12 protein-coding genes and 2 pseudogenes are annotated in these 17,122 nt (G+C 72.8%); 9 read left to right on the top strand and 5 right to left on the bottom strand.

The annotated features are described in order from the left end of the window. Nucleotides 1-56: 56 nt before the first annotated feature. The 3 genes from AB0F04_RS12030 to AB0F04_RS12020 form a co-directional block, all read right to left on the bottom strand. On the bottom strand, nucleotides 57-1,430 hold the full coding sequence (locus AB0F04_RS12030; RefSeq protein ID WP_362040369.1) for a deoxyribodipyrimidine photo-lyase: 1,374 nt from the start codon (nucleotides 1,428-1,430) through the stop codon (nucleotides 57-59). Between the two features lie 4 nt (nucleotides 1,431-1,434). Next, nucleotides 1,435-3,018 (bottom strand): SDR family oxidoreductase, encoded by a 1,584-nt coding sequence (locus AB0F04_RS12025; RefSeq protein ID WP_362040367.1) that lies wholly within the window; start codon nucleotides 3,016-3,018, stop codon nucleotides 1,435-1,437. Between the two features lie 119 nt (nucleotides 3,019-3,137). After that, entirely contained in the window at nucleotides 3,138-5,219 is a 2,082-nt protein-coding gene (locus AB0F04_RS12020; RefSeq protein ID WP_362040365.1) for an MMPL family transporter, read from the bottom strand. An 88-nt stretch (nucleotides 5,220-5,307) separates the two neighbouring features. Between AB0F04_RS12020 and AB0F04_RS12015 the strand changes: the two genes are divergently transcribed. From AB0F04_RS12015 to AB0F04_RS11975, 9 genes and pseudogenes are all read left to right on the top strand, one after another. Then, on the top strand, nucleotides 5,308-5,817 hold the full coding sequence (locus tag AB0F04_RS12015; protein ID WP_362040362.1) for a MarR family winged helix-turn-helix transcriptional regulator: 510 nt from the start codon (nucleotides 5,308-5,310) through the stop codon (nucleotides 5,815-5,817). Between the two features lie 254 nt (nucleotides 5,818-6,071). Then, nucleotides 6,072-6,404: pseudogene (locus AB0F04_RS12010) on the top strand (substrate-binding domain-containing protein); the annotation flags it as partial. Nucleotides 6,405-6,550: 146 nt separating this feature from the next. Continuing rightward, complete coding sequence (locus AB0F04_RS12005; RefSeq protein ID WP_362040359.1) at nucleotides 6,551-7,708, top strand: septum formation family protein; 1,158 nt, start codon at nucleotides 6,551-6,553, stop codon at nucleotides 7,706-7,708. Nucleotides 7,709-7,855: 147 nt separating this feature from the next. Next, nucleotides 7,856-8,608, top strand: coding sequence for a GntR family transcriptional regulator (locus tag AB0F04_RS12000; protein WP_362040356.1), 753 nt, complete (start codon nucleotides 7,856-7,858; stop codon nucleotides 8,606-8,608). A gap of 308 nt (nucleotides 8,609-8,916) precedes the next feature. After that, nucleotides 8,917-9,144, top strand: a pseudogene (locus AB0F04_RS11995) (SPOR domain-containing protein); the annotation flags it as partial. 64 nt (nucleotides 9,145-9,208) lie between these two features. Then, nucleotides 9,209-9,640, top strand: a complete 432-nt coding sequence (locus AB0F04_RS11990; RefSeq protein ID WP_362040353.1) for a (deoxy)nucleoside triphosphate pyrophosphohydrolase — start codon at nucleotides 9,209-9,211, stop codon at nucleotides 9,638-9,640. A 281-nt stretch (nucleotides 9,641-9,921) separates the two neighbouring features. Then, on the top strand, nucleotides 9,922-10,353 hold the full coding sequence (locus tag AB0F04_RS11985; RefSeq protein ID WP_362040350.1) for an ATP-binding protein: 432 nt from the start codon (nucleotides 9,922-9,924) through the stop codon (nucleotides 10,351-10,353). Between the two features lie 252 nt (nucleotides 10,354-10,605). Further along, on the top strand, nucleotides 10,606-13,242 hold the full coding sequence (locus tag AB0F04_RS11980) for a SpoIIE family protein phosphatase (RefSeq protein WP_362040347.1): 2,637 nt from the start codon (nucleotides 10,606-10,608) through the stop codon (nucleotides 13,240-13,242). Nucleotides 13,243-13,311: 69 nt separating this feature from the next. Next, nucleotides 13,312-14,400, top strand: a complete 1,089-nt coding sequence (locus AB0F04_RS11975) for a hypothetical protein (RefSeq protein WP_362040344.1) — start codon at nucleotides 13,312-13,314, stop codon at nucleotides 14,398-14,400. On the opposite strand, the gene AB0F04_RS11970 is transcribed toward AB0F04_RS11975, so the two are convergent. Together AB0F04_RS11970 and AB0F04_RS11965 are read right to left on the bottom strand one after the other, a co-directional pair. Continuing rightward, nucleotides 14,401-15,177 carry a succinate dehydrogenase/fumarate reductase iron-sulfur subunit gene (locus AB0F04_RS11970; protein WP_362040341.1) on the bottom strand — a complete coding sequence of 259 codons (777 nt, stop codon included), beginning with the start codon at nucleotides 15,175-15,177 and terminating at the stop codon, nucleotides 14,401-14,403. Next, nucleotides 15,174-17,114, bottom strand: a complete 1,941-nt coding sequence (locus tag AB0F04_RS11965; protein WP_362040338.1) for a fumarate reductase/succinate dehydrogenase flavoprotein subunit — start codon at nucleotides 17,112-17,114, stop codon at nucleotides 15,174-15,176. Before AB0F04_RS11965 ends, AB0F04_RS11970 begins: the two co-directional genes overlap by 4 nt. Between the last annotated feature and the right edge of the window lie 8 nt (nucleotides 17,115-17,122).

Genomic DNA, 17,122 nt, shown 5'->3' with positions numbered 1-17,122 from the left:
CGCACATCAGTGCTTCCGCGGGGAGCGGTGTTTCGGATGCGCCGGGATCCGGGCTGTCAGTCGCGCCCCCGGGCCTGCCGGAAGCGGGCCAGGCCCTCGCCCAGGTCGAGGAGCGGCTCCGGATAGCGCAGCAGGGCCCGCTCGTCGTCCGGCAGCCGCCAGGGTTCGTGCACCGCGGCGCCTGAGACGTCCGCCAGTTCCGGCACCCAGCGGCGTACGTAGGTGCCGTCCGGGTCGTAGCGCTTGCCCTGGAGCACGGGGTTGAGGACGCGGTGGGGGCGGGTGTCGGTGCCGGTGCCCGCGACCCACTGCCAGTTCAGCTGGTTGTTGACCAGGTCGCCGTCCACCAGGTGCCGCAGGAAGTGCCGGGCGCCGATCCGCCAGTCCACGTACAGCGTCTTGGTCAGAAAGCTCGCCACCACCAGCCGTGCCCGGTTGTGCATCCAGCCCTCGTGGCGCAGCTGGCGCATGCCCGCGTCGACCACGGGATAGCCGGTGCGGCCCTCCTTCCACGCCTCGATGTCCTCGGCGGCCTCCTCCTCGCCGCGCCACCGGTCGTCCCGGGAGCGGTAGTCCCGGACGGACGCCTCGGGCCGGGCCGCGAGGACCTGGTGGTGGAAGTCGCGCCAGCACAACTGGCGGACGAACGCCTCCGCCCCGGCACCGCCCCGCTCGCGGGCCCGCCGGACGACCTCCACCGGCGACAGCGCCCCGAAGTGGAGGTAGGGCGACAGGCGTGAGGTCGCGTCACCCGCCAGGTCGTCGTGCCGTTCCTCGTAGCGGGACAGGCCGGTGTCCGCCCACCGCGCGAACCTGTTGCGCCCCGCCGACTCCCCGCCGGCCGGGAGGTCCGGCGACAGGTCGGCCGCCTCCGGACGGGACGGCGGTTCCTCGCCGCGCACCGTGTCGGGGACCCGCACCGCACGCGGCGCGGGCAGGAGGTCGCGCAGCGGCTCCTTGGACCAGCGGCGCATGTAGGGGGTGAACACGGCGAAGTGGTCCGAGCCGAGCGGTGTCACGGCCCCCGGCGCGACGGCGGTGACCACGCTGTCGTGCACCCGCAGCGCGACCCCGGCGGCGTCGAGTTCCTCGCGCAGCCGCTCCTCGCGGCGGTGGGCGTAGCCGGTGACCCCCGCCGCCATGTGCACCTGCGTGGCACCGCACGCGGTGGCGACCGCGCGGACCTCACGGGCGACCGGCCCGCTGCGCACCACCAGCCGTCCGCCGAGGCGGCGCAGCGAGGAGTCGAGGTCGGCGAGGCAGTCGGCGAGGAAGGCGGCGCGGTTGGGCACGTCGAAGCCGGCGGCGTGCACGGCGGGGTCGCGGACGAACAGGGGCACCACCTCGTCGGCCGTGTGCAGCGCGGCGTGCAGGGGCGGATGGTCGTGCAGACGCAGGTCCGAGGTGAACAGGACGACCGCGACGGTCATGGCGTCACTCCTGGTGCGGTGGTGCGGATTGCGATCGGTGCCGCCGGACGCTTCGCCGCGCGCGGGCCCGCCTGCTGCGCGCGGCCCCGCGGGGCCCGCCGGTGCCCTCGGACGCGGCCCGGGCGATGTTGCGGGCCATGCCGCCGAACACGGCGGCGTGGAACGGGGCGACGCTCCACCAGTAGGCGTGGCCCAGCAGGCCGCGCGGATGGAACAGGGCGCGCTGCCGGTAGCGGGTGCGGCCGTCGTCGTCGGTCTCGGCGTACATCTCCAGCCAGGCGAGTCCGGGCAGCCGCATCTCGGCGCGCAGCCGCAGCAGATGACCGGGTTCGAGCTCCTCGACCCGCCAGAAGTCGAGCGAGTCACCGACCCTCAGCCGCTCGGTGTCCCGTCGTCCGCGGCGCAGTCCCACCCCGCCCGCGAACCGGTCCAGCAGGCCCCGGACGGTCCAGGCGAGCGGGGAGGAGTACCAGCCGTTCTCGCCGCCGATACCCTCCACGACCTTCCACAGCGCCGCCCGGGACGCGTCGACCGGCCGCTGCCTGACGTCCTCGTAGAGGCTGCCGCCCGCCCAGTCGGGGTCCGTGGGCAGCGGGTCGCTGGGCGCTCCGGGCACCGAGGCCGAGGACCAGCGCGTGGCGACCTGCGCCTCACGCACCTTGCGCAGCGCCAGGGTCAGGGCCTCGTCGAACGGCAGTGGGCGGCCCGGGATGTCCGGCACGTACCGGGCGATGTCGTGTTCGCGGCAGACGACCTCGTGCCGCAGCGACTCGGTCAGCGGCCGGGCCAGGGAGGCGGGCACCGGGGTGACCAGGCCGACCCAGTGGCTGGACAGCCGCGGGGTGAGGACGGGGACCGGCACGATGAACCGCCGCGGCAGCCCGGCCACGGCGGCGTAGCGCAGCATCATGTCGCGGTAGGTGAGGACGTCCGGCCCGCCGATGTCGAAGGCCCGGTCGACGTCGTCCGGCATGCCGGCCGACCCGACGAGGTAGCGCAGCACGTCCCGCACCCCGATGGGCTGGGTGCGGGTGTGCACCCAGCTGGGGGTGACCATGACGGGCAGGCGTTCGGTGAGGTAGCGCAGCATCTCGAAAGACGCCGACCCGGAGCCGATGACGACGGCGGCCCGCAGCACCGTCGCGGGCACGGGGGAGTCGAGGAAGATCTGCCCGACCTCGGCCCGGGACCGCAGGTGCGGGGAGAGCGACGCCTCCGGCACGCCGTGGGGTGTGAGCCCGCCGAGGTAGACGATCCGCCGTACGCCCGCGGCCCGGGCCTGCTCGGCGAAGATCCGGGCGGCGGCGCGGTCGGTGTCCTCGAAGCGGGAGCCGGAGCCCAGGGCGTGCACCAGGTAGTAGGCGACGTCGACTCCCCGCATGGCGGCGGCGACCGACTCGGGGTCGGTGACGTCGCCCCGGACCGACTCGGCGTGTGCCGCCCAGGGGTGGTCGCGGAGCTTGCCGGGGGAGCGGGCCAGGCACCGGACGCGATGGCCCTCCTGCAGCAGTTCCGGCACCAGGCGACCGCCGATGTATCCGGACGCCCCGGTGACCAGGCAGTGCAGCCGCTGCCCGTCCGTCGTCATACCCGTACCTCCCCGGCGCCCCGCACCGCTGCCCGTGCCGCCGGATCGCGACCGGCCCTGACGGGAACACTTCCGGCCCGGCGCCCGCGGCGGATGCACCCCCGGTCGGCGCGGGTGGTTCAGTCCTCCCGGCGGGCGAGAGCGCTCGGCCACCACGCCCGGGGCCCGATGTCGATCATCAGCGCGGGCACCAGCAGGGAGCGCACCACGAGCGTGTCGAGCAGCACTCCGAAGGCGACGATGAACGCGATCTGCACCAGGAACGCCAGGGGGATCACCATCAGTGCCGCGAACGTCGCGGCGAGCACGACCCCCGCCGAGGTGATCACGCCGCCGGTGGTGGTCAGCCCGCGCAGCACGCCCTGCCGGTTGCCGTGCGCGAGCGCCTCCTCCCGGACCCGGGACATGAGGAAGATGTTGTAGTCGACGCCGAGCGCCACCAGGAACACGAAGCCGTACAGCGGCACCGAGGCGTCCGTGCCGCTGAACCCGAGGAGGTGCTGGAAGACCAGCGCCGACACCCCCAGAGTCGCCAGGAAGTTGAGCCCCACGGTCGCCACCAGCAGTACCGGCACCAGCAGCGAGCGCAGCAGCAGCATGAGGATCAGCAGGATGACCGCGAGCACGATCGGCACGATGACCGTGCGGTCCCGGGCGGCGGTCTGCTGGGTGTCGTACTGCTGCGCCGTGTACCCGCCGACCAGGGCGTCGGCGCCGGGCACCGCGTGCACCTTCGCGCGCAGCCGCTCGACGGTCTCCTTGGCGGCATCGCTGTCCGCGGCCGCCTCCAGGGTGGCGTCGACGCGTACGCGCCCGTCGGCGACGAGCGGCTCGCCCGCCCCGGGCCGTCCGGAGGCGGAGACGGCGCCGGCGAAGGCGACGCCCTCGGTGCTGCGCGCGGCGGCCGTCACCTCGGCGGCCCGGCCGGCGTCGGCGATGATCACGGCGGGGTTGCCGGACCCGCCGGGGAAGTGCTCGCCCAGGGTGCGCTGCGCGGCCACCGACGGCGCGTCGTTGACGAAGATCTCGTCCAGCGGAACGCCCTTGGAGGACAGGGAGGGTGAGAAGGCCGCGCACACGGCCAGCAGCAGCGCCGTCACCGCCCAGGTGCGGCGCGGCCGGGTGGCGACGACGGCCGCGACCCGCCGCCACACGCCGCTGCCCTCGGCGGACTCCCGCGGCGGCTTCGGCCGGGAGGGCCAGTACGCGGCACGGCCCAGCAGGGCCAGGGCGGCCGGCAGGAAGGTGAGCGTGACGAGCACGGCGCAGCCGATGCCGATGGCGCCGACCGGTCCGAGGGCGCGGTTGTTGGTGAGGTCGCTCGCGAGCAGGGCCAGCAGCCCGAGTGCCACGGTGGCGGCGCTGGCGGTGATCGCCCCGAAGGAACGGCGTACGGCGGCCACCGCGGCTGTGAAACGGTCTCCGTGCAGGGTGAGTTCCTCCCGGAAGCGCGCGGCCAGCAGCAGGGCGTAGTCGGTGGCGGCGCCGATCACCAGGATCGACAGGATGCCCTGCACCTGGCCGTCGACCCGGACCGCATCCCGGTCGGCCAGGACGTAGACCACGGCACAGGCGAGGCCCAGCGCGAAGACCGACCCCAGGATGATCAGGAACGGCAGCAGGACGCTCCGGTACACCAGCAGCAGGATCAGCAGCACGGCGCCGAGAGCCACACCCAGCAGCAGTCCGTCGATGCCCGCGAAGGCGTCCGACAGGTCGGCCTGGCTGGCCGCCGGCCCGGCGATCCGCGCCGTGGTGCCGGGCACGCCCCGGGCCGCCTCGCGCACCGTGCCGAGAACGGCGGGCAGGTCGTCACCGAGGTCGGGCCTCAGCTGGACGACGGCCTGTATCGCCTCGCGGTCGTCGGAGAGCAGGGCGGGGGAGGGGCGGCCCACGACGCCGGGCTTCCCGGCGAGCGCGGCGACGGCCCGGCCGGCCTCGGCCTGCTGGTCCTTCGTGAACCGTGCCCCGTCCGCCGTCCAGACCACGACGGCCGGCACGGTCCCGGTCCGGTCGAAGGCGGCGCGGGCTTCGAGGGCCCGGGTGGACTCGGCGCTCCGCGGCAGGAAGGCGGCCTGGTCGTTGGTGGCCACCTCGCCGAGCTTGCCCGCGTAGGGGCCGAGCGTTCCGCCCACCCCCAGCCAGACGAGCAGCAGAACGAGCGGTACGAGCCGCCGGACCCGACGCTGTGCGGTACTCATGCGCATCCCATGCCGTAGGAAGTGAGTCGCGGAGAAACTAACTCACTCATAAAGTATCTCAATGATTGAGAGATACTAGGCTGGGGGGATGAGCGGCTCCGGTGCACCCACGGCATCTCTTCCGGCGGACGACCCCACCGGGTTGCAGACCTTCGCCGTTCTGTTGCGCCGGATGAACAGCGAGTTCAACCGCATCGCCCAGGAGTTCGCCCAGGATCAGGGCCTGCACCTGACCGACATGCAGGCCCTGATCGCGATCCTGGACGCCGACTCCGACCCGGAGGCGGCGGGCGAGCCCATGACCCCGGGCCGCCTGCGGGGGCAGCTCAATCTCACGTCCGGCGCGGTGACCGCCTGCCTCGACCGGCTGGAGCGGGCCGGGCACATCCGCCGGGTCCGCGACGCCGGCGACCGCCGCGTGGTGCACCTGCACTACGCCGACACGGCCCGGGGCCTGGCCCGGGACTACTTCCGCCCCCTGGCCCGGAGCACCGACGCGGCCCGCGGCCGTTTCAGCTCCGAGGAGCTGGAGGTGGTCGTCCGGTTCCTCGCCGAGATGAACGCGGAACTCGTCCTGCTGCGGCGCAACTCCGGCTGAGCCGAGGGCCCGGCGGGCGCGGCTCGCGGCGCCCCGGGTGCTCCGGTCGAGTGGCCGAAAACGACCCAAGCACGCGGACATCCGCCTGACCTGCGTCGGCGGCCGGCTGTTCGCGGCACGGAAGAGGACCGAGCCGGACCAGGTGGACGGACGCTACGGCGACACCCCGCACACCTGGGAACCGGTTCAGGTACCCGACCGCATCCGCAAGTCGGTCCACGACTAAGGCGACTTGGCCGGACTGGCGTAGGCCCGACGAGCCGTTCCTCGCCCTGCCGGAGAGCACGGGTCCGCTGCGCGACCACTGGCTGGCCCTCGACGCGCGCGGTGGCCGCCCGCCCCGCATCGGCGCCGAGATCGCGAGCACCGAGGAGACGTACGAGGCCCTGGCCGCCGGCCTCGGCGTCTGCCTCGTGGCGGAGGGCAACGTCCCCCTGCTCACGCTGGGCGGCGTGACGGCCCGTCCGGTGCGCGGCCTCGCCCCGAGCCGCTACGTCCTGGCCTGGAGACGCGGGGACGGGCAGCAACCCCTGGTGCGGGCGTATGTGCGGGCCTGCCGCCGGGTGACGGGCCACCGCACGGGATGAGGGGCGCACCCGATCCGAGCCCGCCGGCACCCTCCGACACCCAGGAACATTCCGCCCCCGCGATCCGGCCGCTTACGATGCGCCCAGCCGTACGTCGGTTCCGGACGGCCCGCTCTCTCACCGCCTCAGCCAGGAGCACCGTAACCGTGTCCATACCCCCGCCCCCGGGGCACCAGCAGCCCCGGGACCCGTTCGGCCCGCCTCCGGGGGACCGGCCCCGGGGAGCCCCGGATCACGGCCTCCACAGCCCCTACGGCCCCGCCGGCCGCCCCTACGGCACTCCGGTCTCCGTCAACGCGCTCGCCGTGGCCGCACTGGTCCTCGGCGTGCTCTGCTTCCTGCCGGCCGCGGGGCTGGTGCTGGGGCTGATCGCGCTGCGGCAGATCCGGCGGTCCGGGCAGAGCGGGCGGGGCATGGCGATCGCGGGCTCGGTGCTGTCGTCCGCCGGGATCGCCCTGTGGGCGGTGGTGCTGTCCACGGGGGCCGCGTCGGAGGTCTGGGAGGGGTTCAAGGACACCGCGCGGGGCAACGAGAGCCTGTCGCTGGAGAAGGGCGACTGCTTCGACGCGCCCGGCGGGCTGGAGGGCGACACCCTCGACGTCGACCGGGTGCCGTGCCGGGGAGGGCACGACGGCGAGGTGTTCGCGGTCGTCACCCTGCCCGGCGGCCCCTTCCCGGGAGACGCCCGGATCACCGACATCGCCGACGAGAAGTGCTACGCCCTCCAGGACCAGTACGCGATGGACACCTGGGCGATGCCGGCCGATGTCGACGTGTACTACCTGATGCCGTCCCGGGAGAGCTGGCGCTTCGGCGACCGCGCGATCACCTGCCTCTTCGGCAACACCGAGGCCGGAGCCGGGCTCACCGGATCGCTGCGCGGCGACCCCACCACCCTCGACACCCACCAGGTCGTCTTCCTGTCCACGGCCAACGCCCTCGACGCGGCGCTCTACGAGGAGCCCGAGAAGGCCCCAGAGGAGGACCTCGCCGCCCACCGGGCCTGGGCCGCCCAGGTCCACGACGTGCTCGGCGAGCAGATCGAGGCCCTGCGCGGACACCCCTGGCCGGCCGGCGCCCGCACACCCGTCGCCGGCCTCGTGGCGGACCTGGAGGACGCGCGGACGGAGTGGGAGAGGGCGAGCACCGCGGGTGACGCGGACACCTACCAGGCGCACTACGACAAGGCGTACGGCTCCGTGGACGGACCGGCGACCGTCACGGCGCGCAAGGCCCTCGGTCTGGCGGCCACCCCGCCGGCCCCCGGGGAAGGCGAGAGGGAAGTGTCCGAAGCGCAGGTGTGAGGGTGGCTATAGCGGGGAGAAAGTGCCTGCGTAAAGCCCTCCGCCCCCCCATGTCATCACATCGAGTGATTCTCTGGCCTTTACTTGCCTCGCACAACCTACGGTTGCCACGCTGTTGCTGTCTGTACAAGCTGATGGGAGCGGCCAGTGACATTCGGTGAGCAGCCGGCGTACCTGCGCGTCGCGGGTGATCTCCGCAAGAAGATCGTCGACGGTCAGCTGCCACCGCACACCCGCCTGCCCTCCCAGGCCAGGATCCGCCAGGAGTACGGGGTCTCGGACACGGTCGCGCTGGAGGCCCGCAAGGTGCTCATGGCGGAGGGCCTGGTCGAGGGCCGTTCCGGCTCGGGGACCTATGTGCGCGAGCGGCCCGTGCCCCGCCGCATCTCCCGCTCCGGCTACCGCCCGTCCGGCGGAGCCACGCCGTTCCGCCAGGAGCAGGCCGACGGCGAGGGGCGCGGCACCTGGGAATCCAGCAGCGAGCAGTCCGAGGCGAGCGTCGCGATCGCCGGACGGCTGGGCATCGAGCCGGGCGAGCGGGTCATGTGCACGCGGTACCTCTACCGCGAGGGCGGCGAGGCGATGATGCTCTCCACCTCCTGGGAGCCGCTCACCGTCACGGGGCGCACGCCCGTGATGCTGCCGGAGGAGGGGCCGGTCGGCGGCATGGGTGTCGTCGAGCGCATGCGCGCCATCGACGTGGTCGTGGACAACGTCACGGAGGAGGTCGGCGCCCGGCCCGGCCTCGCCGAGGAGCTGCTCGTCCTGGGCGGTGTCCCGGGGCATGTGGTCCTGGTCATCCAGCGGACCTTTTACGCCTCCGGACGTCCGGTGGAGACGGCCGACGTGGTCATTCCGGCCGATCGGTACCGGGTCGCCTACCACCTTCCGGTCAAGTAGCGCACGCTCCCATCCGCCCCGCGGCGCGCTTCTCGCGCGCCCCGCTCACCCGGTCGCCGTACGGGCCGACCTGGACCGGGGTGCCGCACAACCCTTGACCGACCGTCGTTCACGCAGGTCGGCAGCCGTGTATGCGGTATGCCCGCGGCCGGTTGCTCAGAGGCGCGCGAACGGCGCGTTCACCGGCGTGCGCCCCCTGGGTTCTGGCTGGTTGCGTACCTCTTCGTGAAAACCCGTATTCGCTCCGTGAAGGTTAGGCGTAGGCTCGGGCATATGCGCATTGCGGTTTCCTCGGCGGGCGGGGCACGGCACAGGCCGCGGGCGGGAAGTGGAGGGGCGCGATGAACGACAGCACGGTCACTCTCCCCTGGCTCGTGATACGAGAGGACGACAACGGCAACCGCTACCGAGTGGGCCGGTACGCGACCCGGGCCGAGGCCCAGAGGATCGCGGACAGCCTCGACGGTCGCGGCCACAAGCAGCTCTACTGGGTCGAGCGGCTCGGCCACAACGGGCCGGCCGTGGCGCACGACTGACCGGCGCGAGGGCGCCCGGGGAGGGCCGCCCCGCAGACCGGCGGCGCTCCCGTAGGCTCCCGGCATGAGTGAGCGGATCGTCGTGGGGGCCGCGCTGGTCGAGGACGGGCGGTTGCTGGCCGCCCGGCGCAGCGCGCCCGTCGAGCTGGCCGGGCGCTGGGAGCTGCCCGGCGGCAAGGTGGAACCCGGGGAGACGGCCGACGCGGCGCTCGCGCGGGAGCTGCGCGAGGAACTCGGCGTCGACGCCGAGGTCAGGGGGCGCGTTCCGGGGGAGTGGCCCCTCAGGGCGCCCTACGTCCTGCACGTGTGGGCCGCCCGGCTGCGCCCCGGCTCAGCGGCTCCCGTGCCGCTCCAGGACCACGACGAACTGCGCTGGCTCGGCCCCGGCGAGATCTGGGACGTGCCCTGGCTCGACCAGGACGTCCCGGCCGTACGGCAGGCCCTCGCGCACCTGGGAATCGGGCACCCCCCGGCCTCGCGCGGCCCCGCTTCCTGAAGGCCGGGACGCCTTCGCCGGAGGGCCGCGACGCCTTCGGCCCCGGAGGGCCGGGACGCCTTCGGCCCCGGAGGGCCGGGATACTTCGCCCCCGGAAAGCCGAAACATCCGGACCCCGGAAGGCCGGAACAGCCCGGCGCCTGAAGCCTGCCGGGGGCGCGCGACCTCCATCGCGCTGCCGTACCAGCGCTCTTTACGCCGTTCGTGCCACAGTGCGCTGCTCCGCGCGGTACTCCACCTCCAATATCGGGTATGTGCCCATTAACCCCATGAAACCGGACATGGGTGGGGCTCCTGCCTGGGAAGTGATCGGCGTGATCGACACCGAGGACGACTGCGCCGGCTGGACCTTCCCCGCCGAACCGGGCGCCGTGCGCACCGCCCGCCATGCCGTGCGCGGCCAACTGCGCAACTGGGACCTCGACAGCCTCGCGGACCTCGCGGCACTGCTGGTCAGCGAGTTGGTCACCAACGCCCTGCGGCACGCCACGGGCCCCATCGGCGTCCGCCTGGTGCGCCGCTCGGGCCTGGACGGCGCCCTCCTGGTCGAGGTCTCCGACCCGCTGCCGGACCCGCCCCGCGAGCGCGCCGCCCGACTCGAGGACGAGGGCGGCCGCGGACTGCATCTGGTGGCCTCCTCCTCCCGCCGCTGGGGCACCCGGCCCGGTGCCACGGGCAAGACGGTGTGGTTCGAACTCGCGGTGCCGGAGTGAATATCCGGTGTACGTACGGATCGCCGCTGTAGAGCGATTGGTTCAGGCCAGTGGCGGTTGCCGGTGCACGGGATTCGACGGCGTGTCCCCTGGTTAGAAGACTGGCAGTGTTGTCACGGTCCGGACCGAAAACCATCGGGACCGTGCTGTGATCGTGAACATCGTGTTGTGCGGCACCGTAGTGCTGGATACTGCGGGCAGCCGCCCCCGGTGACCGGTGCCGGACGCGGTGAGCTGGAGGGGACGGTTCGCGTGAGCGAGATACCAGCGAAGGCCACGGAGTCCGAGGACCCGTCGGAGGGCGCGAGGGCAAGGGCTGCCGACGGCCTGGCCTCCGCGGTGGGAGGTGCGCTCGCCGCCGACGGGGTCCCGCAGGGGGACGCCATCTGGCAGAGCAGTCCCCCCGGCTCCATCTACGACTACATCAAGGTCGCGTCCTTCTCCATCGGCCCCGACGGGCTCGTCGACCAGTGGAGCCTGCGCGCCGAGCACCTGTTCGGCATCCGCGCCGACCGTGCCGTGGGCATGGACCCCATCGAGGCGTTCATCGACCCGCGCCACCGTGAGCGCGGCATGCGCAAGATGGCCGAGATCCTCGACGGCCGCGAGTGGACCGGCGTGGTGCCCTTCCGGATGCCGAGCGGCGCCGAGGGGGAATGCGGCCACGAGGGGCTCGCCGAGGTGTACGTCATGCCGACGCGCACCGAGGAGGGTGAGAAGGCCGCCGTCTGCATCGTCGTCGACGTGCGCACCCTGCGCAGCATCGAGACCGACCTCGCCGCCTCGCAGGCCATTTTCAGTCAATCCCCTTTCGGTTTCCTGCTGATCGACACCGATCTGCGGGTCCGCCGCGTCAACCAGCGGTTCGCGTCGATCTTCGGCGGGGACGTCGACGACCACCGCGGCAAGGGCGTCCACGACTACCTCCAGCGCGGCGAGGCCGACCGGGTCGCCGCCACGCTGCGGCGGGTGCTGGAGACCGGCAGTTCCATCACCGACATGCACGTCACCGGCTTCGTGCCGGGTTCCGACGAGCGGCGCCACTGGTCCGTCAACCTCTATCGCGTGCACAGCGGTTCGGGCCGTCCCATCGGGATCGCCTGGCTCGGGATCGACATCACCGCCCGCCGCGCCGCCGCCCGCGAGGCCGCCGCCGCCCGGCGCAATCTGGCCCTGCTGAACGAGGCCGGAGCCCGCATCGGCAACTCCCTCGACCTGGAGATCACCGCCCGGCAGCTCCTCGACGTGGTCGTCCCGGGCTTCTGCGACCTGGCCACGGTCGACCTCTACCAGGGCCTGCTGGCCGGCGACGAGACGCCGCCCGGGCTCGCCGACGGCAGCGCCGAGCTGCGCCGGGTGGCCTTCGCCAGCGCCGTCTCCGACGCGCCCTTCGCGGGCGCCGGTGTGCCCGTCGCGGTCGGCGCGGTCCACCACTACCCGTTCAACTCGCCCTGCGCGGACGCCCTGCGCACGGCCCGGCCCCAGACCGTCGCGGGCGAGGACGGCGGGCTCGTGCAGTCCACGCTCGCCGTGCCGATGGTCGCCCACGACACCGTCGTGGGACTCGTGCAGTTCGCCCGCACCAAGGGCAGCGAGCCGTTCGGCGACCGGGACCGGGACCTGGCCGTCGAACTCGCCGCCCGGGCCGCGGTCTGCATCGACAACGCCCGCCTCTACCGGCGCGAGCACGAACGCGCGTTGATACTGCAGCGGTCCCTGCTCCCGCCCGGCGACCCGGAGGCCTCCGGCCTCGACATCGCCTGCCGCTATCTGCCCGGCAACGTCAACACCGGCCGTCCCAGCGAGGTCGGCGGCGACTGGTTCGACGTCATCGAACTGCCCGGGCACCGCACCGCGCTGGTCGTCGGCGACGTCATGGGCCGCGGCCTGCGTGCCGCCGTCGCGATGGGCGAACTGCGCACGGCGGTCCGCACGCTGGCCCAGCTCGACCTCGAACCGGCCGAAGTGCTCTCCCAGCTGGACGAGATCGCCCGTGGCCTCGGCGCTCCCGGAGGAGTCCAGCAGGCGACCCGGGCGGCCCGCCGCCCCCGCGAGGCGGACCTGTCGGAGGTGTACCTCGCCACCTGCGTCTACGCCGTCTACGACTCCGTCACCCGGCGCTGCACCTTCGCCAACGCGGGCCATCTGCCGCCGGTGCTGGTCGAGCCGGGCGAGGCGGCGCTGATGCTCGACGTGCCGCCGGGCATGCCGCTCGGCGTCGGCGGGGAGCCCTTCGAGGAGGTCGAGGTCGAACTGCCCGAAGGCGCCCTCCTCGCGCTCTACACGGACGGACTGGTCGAAAGCCGCGACCACCCCCTGGACGAGGGCCTCCAGGCCTTCGTCAGCGCCCTCTCCGACCCGGCCCAGCCGCTGGAGGACGTCTGTGACCACGTCCTCAACACCCTCGACACCCATCACGGCGAGGACGACATCGCCCTGCTGATGGCACGTGTCCAGGGCCTGCCCACGGAATCCGTCGGCGACTGGACCCTGCCGCGCGAGCCGCGCAGCGTGGGCCGGGCCCGTGAGTACGCCCGCGCCCAGTTGCTCGCCTGGGACATGGAACCCCTGGTCGACACCACGGAACTCCTGGTCAGTGAACTGGTCACCAACGCCCTGCGCTACGGCGAGGGCGAGATCCGTCTGCGCCTCCTGCTCGACCGGACCCTGGTCTGCGAGGTGTGGGACTCCGGCCTGGTCCAGCCCCGCCGCCGCCGGGCCCGTGACACCGACGAGGGCGGCCGGGGACTCCAACTGGTGGGCCTCCTGAGCGCGGCATGGGGCTCCCGCCGCACCCCCCGGGGCAAGACCGTCTGGTTCGAACTGCCCCTGCCCGGCGGCGACACGAGCCTCACGGATCCGGCGGAGGCCCTCCTGAGTCTGTTCTGACCCGCAACCGAACAGAGGTGCTGATCGTCCTCCCCGGCAACATCAACCGCACCACCGGGGGGAGACGGCATGCACCGCACGAAAGACGCCGACAACGAGAACTCCGCACCGTTACAGGGGGATCCCGAGCCCGCCCGGGGCAGCGGCACCAGGCGCAGACGCTGGGTCAGACGCACGGCCATCGCCGTCCCCCTGCTCCTCCTGCTCCCTCTCCTCGCCGTTCTGGCAGCCGCCCGCATCAACTACATGGGCGACCCGGCGGACGGCACCCGGACCCGTGACCGGGACGCCCTCTGGCTCGGTCACGCCTGGGTCGACGGACGGAAGAAGGACGCCGACGTCGACGCCCTGGCCCGGCGGCTGAAGGACACCGGCATCCGTGACCTGTACGTCCACTCGGGCCCGCTGGAGCACGACGGGACACTCCCGAAGTCGGTGTATCCGAGGGCCCGTTGGTTCATCGAGGCCGTCCACGACAAGATCCCCGGCGTCCGTGTCCAGGCCTTCCTCGGCGATGTCCTCGCCACCGAGAGCCCGGACGGCATGCGTCTGGAGAAGCCGGAGACCCGTGCCGAGGTCGTCCGCTCCGCCCGCCAGGTCCTGGACACCGGCTACGAGGGCGTCCATCTGGACCTGGAGCCCCTGCACTCCGGCGACCGCGACTACCTCACCCTCCTCGACGCCCTGCGCCGCGAGACCCGCTCCCGGGACGCGCAACTCTCCGTCGCCGCCCACCAGATCGACCCGCTCCCGGCCTTCCACACCGTCTGGGGCGGCATCACCGGCCACCCCAAGTGGTGGTCGCAGGAGTTCTTCGGTCAGGTCGCCCGCCGCGTCGACCAGATCGCCATGATGTCGTACGACACGATGCAGCCCCTGCAGAGCACCTACGGCGGTTACGTCGCCCAGCAGACCTCCCTCGCCCTGGAGGTCACCCCGTCCTCCACCGACCTGCTGATGGGACTGCCCTTCTTCCACGAGAACCGCTTCGGGCACTGGAACCACGCCGAGACCGTCCCCCCCGCCGTACGCGGTGTCCGCCTCGGCCTGTCCCGGACGGACGCGGACCGGGCCCGCTTCGGTGTCGCGCTGTACATCGACTTCGCCGCGACCGAGGCGGACTGGCGGGCGTACGAAGAGGGCTGGGCCGGCGAGTGATCAGCCTGCCGAGGAGCGCCTCCTGATCTTCGATCCCAGCCACACCAGCGGGTCGTACTTGCGGTCGACCGCCCGCTCCTTCAGGGGGATCAGCGCGTTGTCCGTGATCTTGATGCCCTCCGGGCAGACCTCCGTGCAGCACTTGGTGATGTTGCAGTAGCCGAGGCCGTGTTCGTCCTGGGCGGTGGTCTTGCGGTCCAGGCCCGACTCCGCTGCCGCGTCCAGCGGGTGCATGTCCAGCTCCGCCACCCGCATCAGGAAACGCGGCCCGGCGAACGCCTGCTTGTTCTCCTCGTGGTCGCGCACCACATGGCAGGTGTCCTGGCACAGGAAGCACTCGATGCACTTGCGGAACTCCTGCGAGCGGTCCACGTCCTCCTGCATCATCCGGTACTCGCCCGGCGCGACACCGGCCGGCGGCACGAAGGCCGGGACCTCCCTGGCCTTGGCGTAGTTGAAGCCGACGTCGGTGACCAGGTCGCGGACGACCGGGAACGCCCGCAGCGGCGTCACCGTGATGGTCTCCTCCCGGTCGAACACCGACATGCGCGTCATGCACAGCAGCCGCGGCCGGCCGTTGATCTCCGCCGAGCAGGAACCGCACTTGCCCGCCTTGCAGTTCCAGCGCACGGCGAGGTCGGGCGCCTGGGTCGCCTGGAGGCGGTGGATGATGTCGAGCACCACCTCGCCCTCGTTGACCTCGACCTCGAAGTCCTCCAGGCCGCCGCCGCTCACGTCCCCGCGCCACACCTTGAAGTGGGCCGTATAGCCGCTCATTCGTAGAGCTCCTCTTCGGAGAGGTACTTGACCAGCTCCTCCTTGTCGAACAGGGCGAGCAGGTCGGCACGGACGGGTTCGGTGGTCTCACGGGTGAGGGCGATCTGGCCGCGGACCGGGTCCGTCGCCGCCAGTCCGCCCGTCGGGTCGGTGAGCGCGCACAGCAGGTTGATCCGCCGCCACGCGCGGTCCATCGACGGGTGGTCCTCGCGCGTGTGCCCGCCACGCGACTCGGTGCGCTCCAGCGCGGCCCGCGCCACGCACTCGCTGACCAGCAGCATGTTCCTGAGGTCCAGGGCGAGGTGCCAGCCGGGGTTGAACTGCCGGTGCCCCTCCACCCCGGCCCGTCGGGCCCGCAGCCGCAGCTCGGCCAGCTTCTCCAGGGCCTGCTCCATCTCCGGCTCCCGGCGGATGATGCCGACCAGGTCGTTCATCGTCTGCTGGAGCTCCTGGTGCAGGGTGTACGGGTTCTCCGGCGGGCCGCCCGCCGGTTCCTCGATCTCCGCCTCGGCCGAGAAGGGCCGCAGGGCCTCCGCCGCCGCCGAGTCGATCTGTTCGTCGTCCACGACGGGCCGCGTCCCCGCCAGACCGGCCGCGTACTCGGCCGCGTGCCGGCCCGCCCGGCGGCCGAACACCAGCAGGTCGGACAGGGAGTTGCCGCCGAGCCGGTTGGAGCCGTGCATGCCGCCGGCCACCTCGCCGGCCGCGTACAGCCCGGGCACCCCGCGCGCGGCCGCCGTGTCGGAGTCGACCGCGACCCCGCCCATCACGTAGTGGCAGGTGGGCCCGACCTCCATGGCCTCCGCCGTGATGTCGACGTCCGCCAGCTCCTTGAACTGGTGGTACATCGACGGCAGCCGGCGCCTGATGACCTCGGCGGGCATCCGCGTCGACACGTCGAGGAACACGCCTCCGTGCGGCGAGCCGCGCCCCTCCTTCACCTCGGCGTTGATCGCCCGCGCGACCTCGTCACGGGGGAGCAGTTCGGGCGGGCGCCGGTTGTGGTCCGGGTCGTCGTACCAGCGGTCGCCCTCCTCCTCCGTCTCGGCGTACTTGTCCTTGAAGACGTCGGGGATGTAGTCGAACATGAACCGCTTGCCGTCGGAGTTGCGCAGCACCCCGCCGTCGCCGCGCACCGACTCGGTGACGAGGATGCCCTTCACCGACGGCGGCCAGACCATGCCGGTCGGGTGGAACTGCACGAACTCCATGTTCAGCAGCGGAGCGCCCGCGAGCAGGGCCAGCGCGTGGCCGTCGCCGGTGTACTCCCAGGAGTTCGACGTCACCTTGAAGGACTTGCCGATGCCGCCGGTGGCGATCACCACGGACGGTGCCTCCAGCACGAAGAAGCGGCCCGACTCGCGCTCGTAGGCGAAGACTCCGCAGACCCGGCCCCCTTCCTTCAGCACGCGCGTGACCGTGCACTCCTGGAAGACCTTCAGCCGGGACTCGTAGTCGCCGGTCGCACGGAAGTCCTCCTGCTGGAGGGAGACGATCTTCTGCTGGAGGGTGCGGATCAGCTCCAGGCCGGTACGGTCACCGACGTGCGCGAGGCGCGGGTACTCGTGGCCGCCGAAGTTGCGCTGGGAGATCCGGCCGTCCTTCGTACGGTCGAAGAGTGCGCCCCAGGTCTCCAGCTCCCAGACCCGCTGCGGCGCCTCCTGGGCGTGCAGCTCGGCCATCCGCCACTGGTTGAGGAACTTGCCGCCGCGCATGGTGTCGCGGAAGTGCACCTGCCAGTTGTCACCGCTGTTGACGTTGGCCATGGCCGCGGCGATGCCGCCCTCGGCCATCACCGTGTGCGCCTTGCCGAACAGCGACTTGCAGATCACGGCCGTACGGGCGCCCCGCTCCCGGGCCTCGATGGCGGCGCGCAGGCCCGCGCCGCCCGCGCCCACCACGACGACGTCCCACTCCTGCCGGTCGACCACGGACATCGATAAGG

The organism is Streptomyces sp. NPDC029041 (genome assembly GCF_040637515.1).
Lineage (GTDB): Bacteria > Actinomycetota > Actinomycetes > Streptomycetales > Streptomycetaceae > Streptomyces.
The sequence above is the reverse complement of the archived record's forward strand: the minus strand, read 5'-3'. Positions and strand labels throughout refer to the sequence as shown.

Bases quoted from the DNA above. Each gene is read 5' to 3' on its own strand.
- AB0F04_RS12030 (WP_362040369.1), bottom strand. From the start codon at position 1,430: ATGACCGTCGCGGTCGTCCTGTTCACCTCGGACCTGCGTCTGCACGAC.
- AB0F04_RS12025 (WP_362040367.1), bottom strand. From the start codon at position 3,018: ATGACGACGGACGGGCAGCGGCTGCACTGCCTGGTCACCGGGGCGTCC.
- AB0F04_RS12020 (WP_362040365.1), bottom strand. From the start codon at position 5,219: ATGAGTACCGCACAGCGTCGGGTCCGGCGGCTCGTACCGCTCGTTCTG.
- AB0F04_RS12015 (WP_362040362.1), top strand. From the start codon at position 5,308: ATGAGCGGCTCCGGTGCACCCACGGCATCTCTTCCGGCGGACGACCCC.
- AB0F04_RS11990 (WP_362040353.1), top strand. From the start codon at position 9,209: ATGAGTGAGCGGATCGTCGTGGGGGCCGCGCTGGTCGAGGACGGGCGG.
- AB0F04_RS11985 (WP_362040350.1), top strand. From the start codon at position 9,922: ATGGGTGGGGCTCCTGCCTGGGAAGTGATCGGCGTGATCGACACCGAG.
- AB0F04_RS11975 (WP_362040344.1), top strand. From the start codon at position 13,312: ATGCACCGCACGAAAGACGCCGACAACGAGAACTCCGCACCGTTACAG.
- AB0F04_RS11970 (WP_362040341.1), bottom strand. From the start codon at position 15,177: ATGAGCGGCTATACGGCCCACTTCAAGGTGTGGCGCGGGGACGTGAGC.
- AB0F04_RS11965 (WP_362040338.1), bottom strand. From the start codon at position 17,114: ATGTCCGTGGTCGACCGGCAGGAGTGGGACGTCGTCGTGGTGGGCGCG.